The sequence below is a fragment of the Deferribacter autotrophicus genome (genome assembly GCF_008362905.1).
GTDB lineage: Bacteria > Chrysiogenota > Deferribacteres > Deferribacterales > Deferribacteraceae > Deferribacter > Deferribacter autotrophicus.
In genome coordinates this window covers 255,182-271,578 of sequence record NZ_VFJB01000001.1, presented here as the reverse complement: position 1 = coordinate 271,578, position 16,397 = coordinate 255,182, and the positions used below count along the sequence as shown (strand labels likewise).

Genomic DNA, 16,397 nt, shown 5'->3' with positions numbered 1-16,397 from the left:
TATGAAGAAAAGTTTGGTCAAAGAGCTTGAAAAGAGGTTGGGCAAAAGCAGTGTTTTGATAGATGAAGGTGATAGAGCGCTTTTCAGTTATGATGCTGCTTATGGCGAAAAGGTGTTGCCTGATATTGTGGTGTTTCCTGAAAATAAAGATGATTTGCAGTTTGTTATTAACCTGATGAGTGAAAATGAGATTCCAATAATTACAAGAGGTGCAGGTACCAATTTAAGTGGTGGGACTGTTCCTGTGTCCGGTGGTTGTGTGTTGGTGACTACTAAAATGAACAGAATTTTGGAGATAAATGAAAAAGATCTTTATGCAGTTGTGGAAGCTGGGGTTGTTACAAAACAGCTTGCGGATAAAGTTGAAGAGTATGGACTTTTTTACCCACCGGATCCAGGAAGTATGAATATTTCAACCATTGGCGGTAATGTTGCGGAAAATGCTGGTGGATTAAGAGGTTTGAAATACGGTGTCACCAAAGATTATGTGATGGGTGTGAAACTATTTGATATGGCAGGCAATGAGGTAATAGGGGGCGGAAAAACGGTAAAACTCGTAACCGGTTTTAATATCCCAGGTTTGATGATTAGCTCTGAAGGGATGCTTGGTATTATGTATGAGGTGATACTAAAGCTTGTTCCAAAGCCTGCGACATCGAAATCTATGCTTGTAGAGTATTCATCGGTGATAGATGCATGTAATACGGTTTCAGAAATAATTGCTTCAAAAATTTTGCCAAGTACGCTGGAATTGATGGATAATTTTACTATTAATGCAGTGGAAGAGTCGGAAAAAATCGGATTACCGGTGAAGGCTGATGCTTTATTGTTAATAGAAGTGGATGGTCATCCTGCTGTGGTAGAAGATGAGTTTATCATGGTTAAGAAGATTTGTGAGAAAAATAAAGGGAATGTAAAGGTTGCAGATAATAATGAGGAAAGGGATAAGCTCTGGACTGCAAGGAGAAAAGCCTTAAGCTGCCTTGCAAGGTTGAAGCCAACTCTTATTTTAGAGGATGCTACGGTGCCTCGCAGCAAAATTCCTGATATGATGAAAGCTATCAAAGAGATTGCTTCTAAATATAATATAACGATTGGAACGTTTGGTCATGCAGGTGATGGTAATCTTCACCCTACAATTCTTACAGATAAAAGGGATGAGGATGAATTTAGAAGGGTAGAGAAGGCCATTGATGAAATATTTGAAAAAGCTCTTTTATTTGGAGGTACGCTGAGCGGAGAGCATGGAGTTGGCTTATTAAAGGCAAAATATATGGAAATGGAAGTGGGGAAAGGTACACTTAATTTTATGAAAAACTTAAAAATGGGAGTTGATTCGAAAAATTTATTAAATCCACACAAGATGGGGCTTTAATGAAAAAGTTAGTGGAAGATTTGAAACAGTTAGAAGATTTGATCATAAGGTGTATGAAGTGTGGTACATGCCAGGCGCATTGCCCTCTTTATAAGAAAGATTTGTTTGAAGGATCTGTGGCAAGAGGGAAAATTTCTTTATTAGAGTCTATTTATGAAGGAAAAATTGAAAATGTGGAAACTGTTTTAAAGTATCTTGATTATTGTATTTTATGCGGAAGATGTGAGACTAACTGTCCAAGTGGCGTTAAGACTGTTGAAATTTTTCTAAAAGGGAAATCAATACTGAGAGAAGTTAAAGATTTGCCGGTTTATCAAAAAGTACTTTTGGAGATTTTGCTTGGTAAACCTGAATTGATGAGTAGATTTGCTCCTCTTTTTCACATGGGGTTTAAACTTGGAACGAAAAAAGTCAAAGATGATATTTATAAACCAATATTTAAAGGAATTGGTGAGAGATTTACCAAAGGGATAAAAAAGAGGTTTTTTACAGGCGAATATGGTGGGGAGAACAGAGCTGAAAACGAAAAGATGAAAGTGATTTTTTATCCTGGCTGCGCAATAAATATGATTTATTTCGAATGGGGAGAGAAAATAGTTAAGCTTTTAAATAAGTTGGGAGTTACGGTTATTGTTCCTGAAGTAAATTACTGTTGTGGAATTCCTGCTGCTACCATGGGTAAACAGGAGATGATGAAAGCGTTGCTTGAGAAAAATTATGAGTATTTCGAAAAATATGATACGGAATATGTGATAACGGCTTGTCCAACTTGCAATCATTCTCTGGCTGATTTAGGCGAGAATCTAGGGTTAGAAGTGCCTGATAAGAAATTTATGGATATTCTGATTTTTCTTGATAAGGTGCTTGATATCAGGCTATCTAGTATTACTGATAAGAAGGTTACACTTCATATCCCGTGTCATTATGATAAAGATTTTGTGGATGATATGACAGAGTATGTTGCTAGTATCTCATCAGATTTTGTTTCTCTGGAAAATCAAAGCTGCTGCGGTTTTGGTGGTACTTTTAATTTAAAAAATTATGATAAATCGGTGGTTTTTTCAGTTGATAAAGCTAAAGAGGTAGAGAGTAAAGAGATTGAAATTCTGTTTACACCTTGTCCCGGTTGTGCTATTAATTTAACGGATGGGGTAATGCATGTAAATGCAAATTGCAAGGTTTTACACCCAGTAGAAGTAATTTACGAGGTGATTGCTGAAGATGTTTCAAAGGATCAAGCCAAAAAGAATTAGTGATGAAATTTTTGAGCAGATAAAACAGTTGATTATAGAAGGGATGTTGAAACCGGGGGATAAGCTCCCCCCTGAAAGGGAACTAGCAGCTCAGATGGGGGTGAGCAGGCCCACATTAAGAGAGGCCATCAATAAACTCGAAGCAAAAGGGTTTCTTGAGCAGGTGCAGGGTGGTGGCACTTATGTAAAATCCCTTGGTGATACTGCTCTGGATAATGCTTTTGAAGAGTATGCAAAAAAGAAGGATGCTATTCTTGAGATTATGGAAGTTAGAAAAATATTAGAAACGTGGGCTGCCTATACAGCGGCAGAGCGAATTACGGAAGAAGAGCTGAAACAGCTTGAGCAATATCTGAATGAAATGGAAGTGGCCTTAAAGGATGGGCAGATAGGTTATGATTCTGATGCAGATTTTCACTCTATAATTTCTTATGCCACAAAAAATATTTTTCTTATACATATTATGAACACAATATATCAATGGATTGAAAAAATTTCTTTTGAAGTGAGAAAGAGACTTTATAATGATTATTACGAACATGATTTGTTATATAAACAGCACAAAGCCATCTTTGTTGCCATTAAAAATCAAGATCCTTTAGAAGCTTACAATGCGATGTTAAATCATATGAACTATGTTCTTGAAAAAGTGAAAGAGATCATTTCAGAAGACGATTCTGCTAATTAGTTCCTGCTGAAAAAGTGTATTTTATTGATAATTAAAAAATTATTCATTTGTGATATTTGCAAAAATGATACTTAAAGGGGGCAAGCCCCCTTTAAAACCCCCAAAAAGATTTAGAGTTTACAATAAATTATATAAGACAATAGATTTTAGTAATTGATGGATAACAATCAGTATAATAAGGAAAAACGTATTAACTATTAATTAGTTGCCACTTTTTCAGTGGCAACTAATTAAACTTTCTAAAAATTTTATAAAAGAGGGTGGTTAGATCAACAGGATAGAGCTCGGGTATCCTGAATCTGTAGAAAATACTTATTTTATGCATTTTTTTGAATAGGTTTAACAAATGTTTAACGGAAGTCAATTTTTGTGGAAGTCTATATTAACGACTTTTGGGATAATTTCTGTACCAAATTAACGACAGCAAAGGTTTTCTCACTAACAAGTAAAGCAATAATAAAAATATTATTTTATTTTTTCTTACTTTTAACTCCAATACTATCAGGAAATTTACTTAAACAGAAGGTTTGAGGTCCATGATAGATAAATTAGTATGACATCAAATTAATAAAATATTATATATACAGAGAATATTAAAAGTTTCTTCATAAAGCCTTTTAATATTCACCTATCGTTATTGTCTAAACATATAATGAAAAAATATTGCATATCATTTTTTGGTTTCAAAGAGATGTGAATAGAAATTTGTAAAGATAATTAAAACGCTTTTATATTTGACTTTTAATTTTGTGTCATATATGATAATTAAAAAATAATAAAATACAATAAGTTACAAGGTTAGATGATTAATTTATTGAATAGTGAGATTACGTATTTATTGTTGAAATTGATTGATTCTACTGATGACCTCGTATTCATAAAAAAAAGGGAAAAAGATGATAAATTTAGGATTATATTTGTAAATAGGGCGTTTACTAATTTTTTTGAGTTAAAAGATGAAGAAATAATTGGTAAAACTAACTTTGAATTTTTACCATACGATATAGCTAGAATGTGTGAAATATCTGATAAAAATGCTTGGAAAAAAGGTACATTTAATCATTCTTTAGAAAAAGCAATCAAAGGTAATAAAACCCACTATCTTCATGTCATAAAAATTCCCATAAAAAACAAGATGGGTGAAGTGATTGCTATTGTTGGTCATGCAAGGGATGTGACTAAACTAGTAAAAGCAAAAGAAAATCTTCAGATACTTAATAAAAAATTAATTTTTATGGCAGAATGTGATCAGCTGACAGGTTTATACAATAGAATGAAGTTTAAAAATGAAATAAAGAATAGGATAAAAGAAGGTACCCCTTTTTCAATAGCAGTAATTGATTTGGATAATTTTATGAGAATAAATCAAAGTTATGGTTTTGATGCAGGTGATAATGTGTTGAAAGTAATTGCTAAAGAACTAGAAAACGAATTTTCAGACCAAATACTTGGTAAAACGGGTGGAGATGAATTTGCTATATTGTTTGATGGCATCAATGATAAAGAAATTATTTTAAAAGAAGCATACAAAATTAAAACGAAATTAGAAAACATGGAAATACCAATTTATAATGCTAATATAACATATTCTCCATCAGCAACAGTTGCTGTGTTTTGTTATAATAATGAGTTTAAAATAGATTATCAGGAATTGTTGTCAAATCTCAAATTAACGATCATAAGGGGTAAAGAAGTTGGTAAAGGTAACATTGTAGTTTTTGATGAAAGATTGGACAGTAAAGAAAGAGTAAAAAAGCTCATTAAAGAAGAAAATATATTAATGACAGCAATTAAACATAAAAGAATAGTAAGTTTTTTCCATCCTATTCTCTGTACAAAAACAGGCCAAATTGTTGCTTACGAAGCGCTAGCAAGGATAAAAATTGGTAAAGAATATATCTCTATAGGTCAGTTTTTAAATACAGCAATCACGTCTGGATTGATAACAAAAATTGATAGTTTGATGTTGGATTATTTAAACGAAAATCATGATAGATTAAGAGATCTAAATATATTTATAAATTTATCATATAAGTCATTTTTGAATAAAGATATTATAGTAAAACTCAAGAATTCAAAAGTTAATTTAACATTAGAAATTACTGAACAAATTGCAGTGGAAAATTTGCATCTACTTCAGGAAATACACTCTAAAATCAATAGGAATTATGTTGTTGATGATTTTGGCATTGGTTATTCTTCTTTGAAAACAGTAATTGATATGGTGTCAAAAGGGTTAATTTCATATTTAAAAATAGATGGATCACTTATAACTGATATAGATAAAAATAATGAAAAAAGGAATGTTATTGATGCGATAATAACAATTGCTAGAAAGCTTGGATTAAAAACTATCGCTGAATTCATTGAAGATAAAAAGACATTTGAAATTTTGCAAGAACTTGGGGTTGATTATGTTCAGGGATTTTATTTTTCTAAACCTTTACATATTGAAGAACTTAAAGTCCAATTATTCGAGCAAGTTGAAAAATCATAAGATAGTTTAATAATTTTACCAGGCTTTTCTATAGAACTCTGTCCTTTAAAGATCAAATATAATAGTGCATTGTTTAAATATTGTGGTTCATGCTTTTACAACAAATTTGATACTTCTCTTTTTTCTTTGAAAGAAGGGATACAAGCACAGGACGTAGTTTCATGTTAGATAAGTTTATATCCTATATGCAATAATTGCGAATTGGATTGCGAAATTATGTTCATTATTGTATCTTAATTAATTAGAGAATGATGAGGAAGAAAAGAAATTTAATTTATTTAATTAATTTTATTTTTTTATGGTTATTGCTAATATATTTATCGTTTTATTGTAATTATTTAAATGCAATAAACAATCATAAAAGAATTATTTTACAATCTGCAAGAAGTTTGTTCCATTTCATAGTAATAACTCGTAATTGGAATGCTCGCCATGGTGGAGTTTATGTTATTGTCAACGAAAAGACAAAACCTAATCCATACCTTAAGGATCCAATGAGAGATATAATCGTTAATGATAAGTTAATGCTGACGAAAATAAATCCTGCTTATATGACCAGGCAAATATCAGAAATTGCACAGGAGCAAAACGGGATAAAATTTCATATAACAAGTCTTAATCCAATTCGGCCTCAAAATAAACCAACACCATTGGAAACAAAATTTTTAAAAGATTTTGAAAAAGGAATTAAAGAAAAAGGAACATTTATTAACAATGGTGAAGACAAATATTTTTTTTATATGGCTCCATTAATAACAGAGGAATCATGTTTGAAATGTCATGAAGAACAGGGATATAAAGTTGGAGATATAAGAGGTGGAATAAGCATAACTGTACCTGATAATGTAAAAATATCTCTTTCATCTTTATTGATAGGACATGTTATCATAGGAATCATTGGTTTATTGATTATATTATTTAGCGGTATGAAATTAGTAATAGCCTATGAGAAAATAAGAAAACAAGCCTTATATGACAATTTAACCGAAATTCCTAATCGTAAATATTTTTTTGATAGATTATATATGGAATATAATAGATGTAAAAGATACAAGCAGCCTTTGTCGATAATATTGTGTGATATAGATGATTTTAAATCTTATAATGATACTTATGGGCATATACAGGGAGACAAATGTTTAAAAAAAGTTGCACGAACTATAAAGGCATCTCTAAGAAGACCAGGTGATTTTTGTGCCAGGTATGGTGGAGAAGAGTTTATTGTTTTACTTCCAGATACGTCAGCTGATGGTGCGATTTATTTAGCTGAGAAAATTAGATATAATGTTGAAAAACTTAGAATAACTCATAAAAATTCACCTTATAATGTTGTAACTTTAAGCATTGGTGTTGCCACTAAAAAAGCTAATATGGAAATTACAGCTATTGAATTAATCAAATTTGCTGATTCTGCCTTATATAGAGCAAAAGAAAACGGTAAAAATCGAATTGAATTTTGCGAGAGACTCGACGATACTTAAAATGTTATTTTTATGAGTTTATTTTATCCTTAAGCATCGACAAAATGCATTAATAGGTGTACGCTTATTTAAGGATTTTTTTTATTTTATAGATTTTATTAATGAACATTTTTGATATATGCTGCATTTAATGTTTATTTAGTGATTATATAAATCAAGCAATATCTTACATATATGGAAGCTTTATTCCACATAATTTTCAACAGTTTAACGAAGTCGTGGGTACTTTTAAAATCTGTTTAAACAGGATTTCAAGATAGGGTTGTTTAAAACTGGATCACCTGTGGAATATTTGTTGGTAACGGTGGTAACGACAGTATTTTTTCTGTTTGAGGTTCAAAGGATGAGAAAATTGATTATTTTTTTAGCACTAATTTTGACTGTAAATGTTCAAGCAAAAACTATAAGCGATAAGATAATGGATTGCATAATTAAAGCGTCAAACAAATATACCTGGTATAGAGAAATGATTATATCAATGCCCGTTAGTCAACGGGCAAAACTGATAGATGGTAAATATAAAAAGTTTGCAGAGGGGATTTGCACAAAAAAACGATACAGGCTCAATCTTCTTTTGACAATTGGAGACATTTCTATCACCCCGAATTTGTTTCGTGTTTTTTTTATAAGAAGTTTATTAAAATAAATAGCTTATGGATAAACTATTTCTATTATTGCCTTTACGAGTGTATCCCCAGGGTTTTTGTAGATATGTTTTACATTAGCGTTAAATTTTAATAATTCATCTTTTTTAATAGAATACTCTTTATTTTCAATTTCTATTATCAGATTACCTTCCTGTACAATGATAATCTCTTCTGTTTCACCTTCATGTGGTTCTGATTTATAGATTGTGCCAGGATCAATCTCCATATAGTACATTTCAAATGCTCTTTTAGGATCAAAGGGGATGACAGGATAAATTCTGTATTTTCCCTTTTCAGCCGAAAGCATCTTTCCTTCGGTAAGTTTTTTAACAATAACTTCTTTTTTCTGCCTGACCATCAAATACGTAAAAGATACTTTTAAGCCATTTGCTATTTTCCAGATCGTAGCTATGGTAGGGATTGACTTTCCTGTTTCAATCTGTCTGAGCATACTTTTACTGACACCTGTAATTTCAGACAGTTGCTCAAGGGTAAGTCCTCTTGTTTCCCGAATTCTTTTCAAATTTTCAGAAATAATCTCTAATTCTTGTTTCATATAATATTCTCCTTGACAATATATTGCCTTAATGGTACAAAAAATACGTTATATTATCCTGTTAGACGCTATATTATATTTTTTTTGTTTTTGCAAGGAAAGAATATGAAAGATTTTCTAAAAGGGGTCAAAGAAGTTTCACCAATTATCTCGGGAGTTGTTCCTTTTGGTCTAATATATGGAGTATCTGCCATAAATTATGGACTTAACGAAATACAGACGATCTCTATGTCGTACATAATATTTGCAGGGGCATCACAAATTGCCCTTGTAAATCAAATGTTTATTGACAGTTCCATATTTGTTTCTGTTGCAACTGTGTTTATGATTAACTTAAGAATGGCAATGTATAGTGCCTCAATTTCACCATATTTTAAAGACAACAATATCTTTACAAAGATAATTGTTTCTTATCTGTTAACTGACCAAGCCTATGCTGTATCTATTGCTAAGTTTAATGAGGATGAGAATATAAATAAAGTAAAATTTTTTCTTGGAGCTGGAATTACAATGTGGATTTCCTGGCAAATCTCAACTGTTATAGGAGTATTCTTAGGTAAAACTCTGCCTAAAGGATTGTCCCTTGAGTTTGCAATTCCCCTTACTTTTCTTGCACTTTTAAGACCGTTTTTGAATAAAAAATATTTTGTAGTAACTGCTATAATATCAGGATTTACTATGATTATTTTTAGAAACCTCCCCTATAATTTTGGTTTCTTTATTGCAGTCTTTGCAGGAATATTTTCAGGATTATTTTTTAAAAGGTTAAAAAATGCCGTATAGCAATATTGAAATTTGGATTACTTTTTTTATTTGTGGAGTATTAACGTTTTTAATCAGATTCTCTTTTATTCAGTTTGCAAATGAAAAACTTATAAACAGATTAAAAGAAGTTTTTAGTTTTATGCCTGCAAGCATACTTTCTGCATTGGTTTTTGCAGGAGTTTTTGAAAAAGGTATTAAAAGCATTGAAGTTTCAAATATTAAAATATATGCAAGCCTTTTTGCACTTTTTATAGCAGTAAGATATAAAAATACAATTTTGACAATATTATCTGGTCTGTTAGTAGTTTGGATTTATACAATTTTTAAGACTTTTGTATAAATCCCATAGTGTGAAATTGTCACCTGGATCAACTAGTTTTTCTCAAAGATTATTAATCCATTTTATTCTTTTAATCGTCTTAGATAGTATAAAATTAAGTTCGCAATTTATGATAGATCTTCTTGAGGTAAAAATAAAAAAGGTGGGAAAGAAAAAGTTTATCGTATGAATGATGGTAAAGGAAATAATATTGATAAATATAACCAATGTGTTATAGTCTGGTATGCTCACTAATAAAGAAATTGTAAATAAACTCAGGGTTGCAATTAAAAACAGTAGTAAGCCAGCCAAAAAAATAGCTGAATTAGCTGGTATTTCAGAAGTTACTTTGTACCGAATTTTAAATGGTCAAAGAAATCTAAATAATCTTGACACCCTTCAAAAACTTGCAAAAGCGTTAAACTTACCGTTAGGTTATTTCTTCGGAGAGGCTGATATGCAAAATAAAGCTTTGAACGATTTTGATAATATTCCGGATATAAGAATTTTGTATGGTGATCTTGAAAGTTTAAAGGAATTGGATTTGTCTGGATACTTAAAAATACCTTTAATGAGATCAAAAGCCGCAGCTACACCGTATGTTATTGAAATATCAAACGACGATATTGATGGCTGGGTTTGCATAAGTACTGATAAAATACCAAAAAATATCAGTGAAAAGTGTTTTGCTTTTCGGGTGAAAGGGGATAGTATGGAACCAATGTTACAAGAGAATGATTTAGTGGCAATACTACCGTATTCCTCTCAACCTGATTTGTTTTCTCTGAAATATTCAAATGTGTACCTGGTTAGAATGCCAGATGGAAATGGAGAATATGGACTAACACTAAAGCATATAAAAGTTATTGATAGAAATACTGTAGTCTTAGTTTCTGATAATAAGAATTATGAACCTGTAACTATAAATTTAAGAGAAACTCCTGGCTTTAAAGTTGTAGGCAGGGTTGTCTGGATGTGGAGAGAATTTTAAACTCAACAATGATGAAATATTATAAATGTGTGCAGGCCTTCTTTTTCGTGAAAGTTTAAATAAGACAGAATTCAATGTATTTTTCCCTCGTCCTTATGCAAAAATACACTTTATCAATGAAACAGGTGAGAAAGATATCGCTTTATGGGGGCTAAGAAACGAAAAAGAAAAAGAAGAATTAAAAGTTGATTTGCCAATCACTGGTTGGGCTAAAATTGAGAGTATTAAGAAAGGCTATTGGAATAAATTTAACCCACAAAAAGTTTATATCCCTGCAATTAAATTTATGGAAAAAGATAGTCAAAAAAAATCTCATTGGTTTGAATTGAAAGATAACGAGTTTATTTTAGCTCTTTTAGTAAAACAGAATAATATTAAAGTTTGTTATATAATAACTAAACCAGCTCCCGAAAAATACAAATTTATCCACGATAGATGGGTACTAATAACTAGTAAAACTGCTTTTTTGAAAGAGTTATAATATTATGTTTAGGATGTAAGATGGATAGGGTGAACAAAATTGATAATTTTGAATATATTTCTGATAGCGAGTATTTTTGTTGTGATGGAAAAAAGAGAGACATATTTCAGAAGTTAGAGCTTTTTACTATGGAGAGAAGGAAAGGTGTGGTGGTCAGTCAGTGAGTAGTTTTTAAAGAATATCTAACAAACTGCTAACAAAAATTGATTTCAATTGACAGTTTTTGACAGATTTTTACAGTTGACTAGACAGATGAAAAATAGTAGAAATGCTTGAAAATCCAATAAATTCTTATTTTTGGGCGGTTAGCTCAACAGGATAGAGCACGGGTCTCCGGAACCCGGTGTGGGAGTTCGAGTCTCCCACCGCCCGTGTCTAAGTTTTTTCTTTCTTTTTGGGACAAAAGGCATATATTAAGTAAAAATACATACATGTGAGTAGAAGATGATATATTTTATTTTATTTCTCATATTTTTTTTTGGGTTTATGATATTTTGTTTTATCAATGGCTGTAATATTGGTCGTAGGAAATATTATTGCGAAACTTGTGAGGGGCAAACTTTCCATAAAGAGCTTTATTGTGAATGTGAAAAAAATAGTGATAGAAGAAAGCTGATTGTTGAATGTGAGAAGTGTAAATCGAAACATGTTATTTATCTATAAATCCCATAAGTAAAGATTGGTTTCTTCATCATAAACTCTGTTTATAGTTTTACCTTCGTATTCAATAATGTCTATTTCACATGCATATACAATGGTATTTGGCAATAAATGTCCTCCCACAACAGAATAATCGCTCCTTGCTAATGATACGTGAATGTGAGCAAAAGGTTTATTCTCTTTTAATGAAATATTACCTTTTAAACTGACAATTTCCATAGCTTCATCGAAGTGAAAATTTTCGTATTCCTTTTTTTTCTGATTAAAGTATGCAATGTTAGCTTTTTTTACAGCGCCAATACCTATGATAAGACCTGTTTCTATTGAATTTTTATCAATAATATTCATTATAGAATAATACAAATCATCACCTTTTTTTAACTTGGTTCTGAATATATTTTTTACTTTGTAATTTCTCATAAATGCCTCACTACTATTTATTGACAGAGTTATTAAACTGTCATATAAAGCAAAATATTTGATATATTATAGCATAAAATTTTTAAATGGGGGCAAATTTTGTTTAAAAAGGTAAAAGGGTTCAGAGATATTTTTGGCAAAGATACCTTTTATTGGCAGATGGTTGAAGATAGATTTAAAAGTTTTTTTTCGAAGTTTGGTTATGAAGAGATTAAAATTCCGATTTTAGAACGTACGGATTTGTTTGTGAGAGGTATAGGAGAAACCACCGATATTGTTGAAAAGGAGATGTTTACATTCCAAGATAGAGATGGCACATACCTATCTTTGAGACCTGAAGGGACTGCTCCTGTAGTGAGAAGTTTTATTGAAAATAAGCTATATGAGCCACCTTCAATTAGGAAATATTATTATTATGGTCCGATGTTTAGAAGAGAAAGGCCTCAAAAGGGTAGATTTAGACAATTTTATCAAGTGGGGATAGAAGCATTTGGATCAGTTTCTCCGTTACTTGATGCTGAAGTTATTTATATCCTTTATAGTTTTTTAAATAGCTTTGGAATCAATGAATATTTAAGAATGGAGATTAATTCTATCGGTTGCCCTGAATGTAGACCAAATTATAGAGAGAAACTTGTAGAATATTTAGAAAAATATAAAAGTGATTTGTGTAAAGATTGTAACAATAGATTGGGCAGAAACCCTTTAAGAATTCTTGATTGTAAAGTGGAATCTTGTAAGGATATTGTAAAAGATGCACCTTTGATTTTAGATTATTTATGCAATGATTGTGCCGGGCATTTTGAAAAATTGAAAGAATATCTAGATGATTTTGGAGTGGAATTTGTAGTAAATCCCAAGATCGTTAGAGGCCTTGATTATTATGTGAAGACTGCATTTGAAATGGTAACGGATAAACTGGGAGCTTCATCAGCAGTAGGAGCTGGTGGAAGGTATGATGGTTTAATAAAAGCACTCGGTGGACCTGATATCCCAGGGATCGGGTTTGCAATTGGTGTGGATAGACTTGTGGAACTTATTAAAATTAAACAGGATGTGGAATACAGGTTGATCGATTGTTATGTAATCACTTTTGATGAGTATGTTAAGCAAGCTGTTTCGTTGGTAAATCTTCTTAGAAATGAAGGTTTTAATGTTACTCTAGGATATGATTTGGGGAGTATAAAGTCAGAAATGAAAAAGGCTAACCGTTTAGGTGCCAAGACAGTATTGATAATTGGTGAAGATGAAGTGAAAAATGGTGTGATTACTCTCAAAAATATGGATAGTGGAGAGCAATTGCAAGTAACAAATGATGAGTTGTTAAATAGATTGAAAAAAATAATAAATTAAGGAGGCATAGAGTGCTTGAGAATCTTGGTAGTTGGAGAAGGACCCATACTTGTGGTGAGTTAAATTTAGATAACTTAGGTGAAGAAGTCATCTTAATGGGATGGGTGCAAAGAAGAAGAGATCACGGTGGTGTTATATTTGTAGATTTAAGGGATAGAGAAGGTATCACTCAAGTGGTTTTTAACCCTGAGTACAATAAAGAGGCTCATGAAAAGGCGGAAAGTTTAAGAAGTGAGTATGTATTGGCTGTGAAAGGTATTGTGAGTAAACGTCCTGAGGGAACAGAAAACCTTAAGCTGAAAACTGGTGAAATCGAGGTAATGGTTAAGGAGTTGAAAATTTTAAATGAATCAAAAGTGCTTCCTTTTACCATTGATGAATACTCCAATGTGGGTGAAGATATAAGATTAAAGTACAGATATCTTGATTTAAGAAGAAAACCGTTACAGAAAAATATAATTTTAAGACACAATTTGGTTAGAACCATTAGGGAATTTTTGTATAAAAAAGGGTTTCTTGATATTGAAACACCATTCTTGACAAAAAGTACTCCTGAGGGTGCAAGGGATTATCTTGTACCAAGTAGAGTTAATCCTGGCAAATTTTACGCGCTTCCTCAATCTCCTCAGATGTTTAAGCAGTTACTCATGGTATCCGGTTTTGATAAATACTTTCAGATTGTTAAATGTTTTAGGGATGAAGATTTAAGGGCAGACAGGCAACCTGAATTTACTCAGCTTGATATGGAGATGTCTTTTATTGATAGAGACGATTTGATGAATCTTATAGAAGAGATGTTTGTCGAAATATTTGATAAAGTTTTAGGTTTAAAGCTAGAAAGACCTTTTCCGAAAATGAGTTATAAGGAAGCAATGGAAAAATACGGACATGATGCACCTGATACAAGGTTTGAGATGTTTTTAAAAACCATTAATGATATAATTTCAGATTGTGATTTTAGAGTTTTTGCTGAAGCTGTAAAAGCCGGCGGAGTTGTAAAGGCTATTAATGCCAAAGGCGGGGCAAAGTTTTCTAGAAAAGAGATTGATGAGCTTACTGATTTTGTTTGTAGTTTGGGAGCTAAAGGTCTTGCATACATCAAGGTAAACGAAGATGGCTTACAATCACCTATTATAAAGTTTTTGGGCGAGGAAATTACTAATAAGATTTTAAAAGAAATGGATGCAGAGCCAGGGGATATAATTTTCTTTGGTGCCGGAGATGAGAAAACTGTTAACTTATATATGTCCAAATTGCGTTTACTTCTTGGTAAAAAGCTGGGGTTAATTGATGAAGAGAAATACAGTTTTGTATGGGTGCTTGATTTTCCTCTTCTTGAATGGGATGAAGAAGAAAAAAGATATGTGGCTATGCATCACCCATTTACATCTCCTGTGGATGAAGATATTCCGCTTTTTGATACTGATCCCGGTAAAATCAGGGCAAAGGCCTATGATTTGGTATTAAACGGTTCTGAAATTGGCGGAGGTAGTATAAGGATTCACAGAAGTGATGTTCAGGAAAAGATGTTTTCAGTATTAGGGTTAACTCCAGAGGAGAGAGAATATAAATTTGGATTTTTCATAGAAGCTTTGAAATATGGGACCCCACCACATGGTGGTATAGCTTTTGGAATTGATAGAATAGCATCAATTTTTGCAAAGGCTGACTCTATAAGGGATGTTATAGCATTTCCTAAGACTCAAAAGGCTACGGATTTGATGTGTGAGGCTCCAAGCTTTGTGGATGAAAAGCAGTTAAAAGAGCTATTTATTAAAGTGGATTTACCAGAGGATATGTTAAAATAAAAGAAATAATGTTTTGTAGGTTTGACATTTGTTAACTTATATGATAGTATTAAGAAAAAACTCAGGAGGAATTTATTATGAGATATGCTAAGTTGTTTTTACTGCTTGTGTTGGCAACTGCGTTTCTTTTTGCTTGTGCAAAACCACCAATGAAAAAATATAATGATGCCCAAAAATCTGTAAATGAAGCTTGGGCTGTTGATGCTGATAAGTGTGCACCTAAAGAATATAAAGCAGCTCAGAAAGCTTTTGAAGAGGCACAAAAAGAGCTGGAGGAAGCTAAAAATCACACATTTAAAGGTAAGTATTATGACAGAGCTGAAGCAAAATTAGAGGAAGCAAAAGCAAAGGCTGAAAAAGCAAAGAAAGTTGCTCAGAAGAGAAGAGAGGCTGCTGATAAAGTTGGTAAAGAGTTGGATGAATTGAGAGATGAAATTGACGCTATTAAAGATGATGCAAAAAAATATGATCCTGTAACATTTGCTGAAGTGGAAGATTTATATGAAAAAGCTCAAAAAGCTGTAGATGATTGTGAGCCTGGGAAAGCTAATATGTTGAGAGCTCAGATTGAAGGGAAGTTGGATAAGATAAAAGAAAATATTGCTATTGCTAAGGCAGAAGAGATGAAAAAAGCTATGAAACAAAAAGAAATGGCTAAAATTGAAAAATATACAGTAGTTAAAGGTGATTGTCTTTGGAAAATTTCAGAGCTTAAATATATGAATCCTTTTATGTGGCCTCTTATTTACTGGACAAACAAAGATATGATTAAAGATCCTGATTTAATTTATCCTGGACAAGTTTTTAAAATTAGAAAAGATATTGCAAATAATGAGAAAGATAAAGCAATAAATTTTGCTAAAAATAGAGGCCCTTGGTCTCTTTTTGATGGTAAATAATTAAGTAGTATATAATTATTAGTTGTTTGAAAATTAGATTGATATCTCCGAGTGTATAAACCTAAGGCTTAGGCTATGGTTTATACGCCGGCTGGGCAGTTGCCCCCAGGGTATAAGTGGAAACACTTATGCCTCCCGACTTGGAAAGGAGATACTGGTGTGAAAATAAAGCCGGTTATCCTGGGTGGGGGTAACCGGCTTTTT

The 16,397-nt window shown here is 31.9% G+C and carries 16 protein-coding genes, 1 tRNA gene and 1 riboswitch; of the genes, 15 read left to right on the top strand and 2 right to left on the bottom strand.

Annotation, left to right across the window (positions count from 1 at the left end; genetic code table 11):
• The first annotated feature begins 1 nt into the window (after position 1).
• From FHQ18_RS01240 to FHQ18_RS01215, 6 genes are all read left to right on the top strand, one after another.
• Positions 2–1,375, top strand: a complete 1,374-nt coding sequence (locus FHQ18_RS01240) for an FAD-linked oxidase C-terminal domain-containing protein (protein ID WP_149265349.1) — start codon at positions 2–4, stop codon at positions 1,373–1,375.
• Entirely contained in the window at positions 1,375–2,628 is a 1,254-nt protein-coding gene (locus tag FHQ18_RS01235; RefSeq protein WP_149265348.1) for a (Fe-S)-binding protein, read from the top strand. The genes FHQ18_RS01240 and FHQ18_RS01235 overlap by 1 nt, the downstream gene beginning before the upstream one ends.
• A complete protein-coding gene (locus FHQ18_RS01230) occupies positions 2,597–3,316 on the top strand; it encodes a FadR/GntR family transcriptional regulator (protein WP_149265347.1) in 720 nt (239 codons plus the stop codon). The genes FHQ18_RS01235 and FHQ18_RS01230 overlap by 32 nt, the downstream gene beginning before the upstream one ends.
• An 802-nt stretch (positions 3,317–4,118) precedes the next feature.
• A complete protein-coding gene (locus FHQ18_RS01225) occupies positions 4,119–5,813 on the top strand; it encodes a sensor domain-containing protein (protein ID WP_149265346.1) in 1,695 nt (564 codons plus the stop codon).
• A 251-nt stretch (positions 5,814–6,064) separates the two neighbouring features.
• Positions 6,065–7,294: a diguanylate cyclase gene (locus tag FHQ18_RS01220; protein ID WP_223144561.1), complete on the top strand. Its 1,230-nt coding sequence runs from the start codon at positions 6,065–6,067 to the stop codon at positions 7,292–7,294.
• A gap of 343 nt (positions 7,295–7,637) precedes the next feature.
• Entirely contained in the window at positions 7,638–7,940 is a 303-nt protein-coding gene (locus FHQ18_RS01215; protein WP_149265344.1) for a hypothetical protein, read from the top strand.
• Positions 7,941–7,945: 5 nt separating this feature from the next.
• Here FHQ18_RS01215 and FHQ18_RS01210 read toward each other — a convergent pair whose 3' ends face one another.
• The gene (locus tag FHQ18_RS01210) at positions 7,946–8,497 is read right to left on the bottom strand and encodes a helix-turn-helix domain-containing protein (protein ID WP_149265343.1); all 552 of its coding nucleotides are present in this window, start codon (positions 8,495–8,497) and stop codon (positions 7,946–7,948) included.
• A gap of 105 nt (positions 8,498–8,602) precedes the next feature.
• Here FHQ18_RS01210 and FHQ18_RS01205 point away from each other — a divergent pair, with 105 nt between their 5' ends.
• The 6 genes from FHQ18_RS01205 (at position 8,603) to FHQ18_RS01185 (ending at position 11,425) form a co-directional block, all read left to right on the top strand.
• Entirely contained in the window at positions 8,603–9,280 is a 678-nt protein-coding gene (locus FHQ18_RS01205; RefSeq protein ID WP_149265342.1) for an AzlC family ABC transporter permease, read from the top strand.
• Positions 9,270–9,602 carry an AzlD domain-containing protein gene (locus FHQ18_RS01200; RefSeq protein WP_149265341.1) on the top strand — a complete coding sequence of 111 codons (333 nt, stop codon included), beginning with the start codon at positions 9,270–9,272 and terminating at the stop codon, positions 9,600–9,602. Before FHQ18_RS01205 ends, FHQ18_RS01200 begins: the two co-directional genes overlap by 11 nt.
• Positions 9,603–9,825: 223 nt before the next feature.
• The gene (locus FHQ18_RS01195; protein ID WP_149265340.1) at positions 9,826–10,572 is read left to right on the top strand and encodes an XRE family transcriptional regulator; all 747 of its coding nucleotides are present in this window, start codon (positions 9,826–9,828) and stop codon (positions 10,570–10,572) included.
• Between the two features lie 25 nt (positions 10,573–10,597).
• Positions 10,598–11,053, top strand: coding sequence for an SOS response-associated peptidase family protein (locus FHQ18_RS01190; RefSeq protein ID WP_149265339.1), 456 nt, complete (start codon positions 10,598–10,600; stop codon positions 11,051–11,053).
• A 20-nt stretch (positions 11,054–11,073) separates the two neighbouring features.
• Complete coding sequence (locus FHQ18_RS12565; protein ID WP_188020310.1) at positions 11,074–11,217, top strand: hypothetical protein; 144 nt, start codon at positions 11,074–11,076, stop codon at positions 11,215–11,217.
• A 135-nt stretch (positions 11,218–11,352) separates the two neighbouring features.
• Positions 11,353–11,425: transfer RNA gene (locus FHQ18_RS01185), tRNA-Arg, on the top strand.
• 285 nt (positions 11,426–11,710) lie between these two features.
• Here the strand turns inward: FHQ18_RS01185 and FHQ18_RS01180 are convergent.
• The gene (locus FHQ18_RS01180) at positions 11,711–12,133 is read right to left on the bottom strand and encodes a PPC domain-containing DNA-binding protein (protein WP_149265338.1); all 423 of its coding nucleotides are present in this window, start codon (positions 12,131–12,133) and stop codon (positions 11,711–11,713) included.
• A 99-nt stretch (positions 12,134–12,232) separates the two neighbouring features.
• Between FHQ18_RS01180 and hisS the strand changes: the two genes are divergently transcribed.
• The 3 genes from hisS to FHQ18_RS01165 all read left to right on the top strand — a co-directional run bounded on the left by hisS (position 12,233) and on the right by FHQ18_RS01165 (position 16,193).
• Positions 12,233–13,486 carry a histidine--tRNA ligase gene (hisS, locus tag FHQ18_RS01175; protein WP_149265337.1) on the top strand — a complete coding sequence of 418 codons (1,254 nt, stop codon included), beginning with the start codon at positions 12,233–12,235 and terminating at the stop codon, positions 13,484–13,486.
• 11 nt (positions 13,487–13,497) lie between these two features.
• On the top strand, positions 13,498–15,294 hold the full coding sequence (aspS, locus tag FHQ18_RS01170) for an aspartate--tRNA ligase (protein ID WP_149265336.1): 1,797 nt from the start codon (positions 13,498–13,500) through the stop codon (positions 15,292–15,294).
• A gap of 77 nt (positions 15,295–15,371) precedes the next feature.
• Positions 15,372–16,193 carry a DUF4398 domain-containing protein gene (locus FHQ18_RS01165; protein ID WP_149265335.1) on the top strand — a complete coding sequence of 274 codons (822 nt, stop codon included), beginning with the start codon at positions 15,372–15,374 and terminating at the stop codon, positions 16,191–16,193.
• Positions 16,194–16,226: 33 nt separating this feature from the next.
• A riboswitch (molybdenum cofactor riboswitch) is annotated at positions 16,227–16,360 on the top strand.
• The last annotated feature ends 37 nt before the right edge of the window (positions 16,361–16,397 follow it).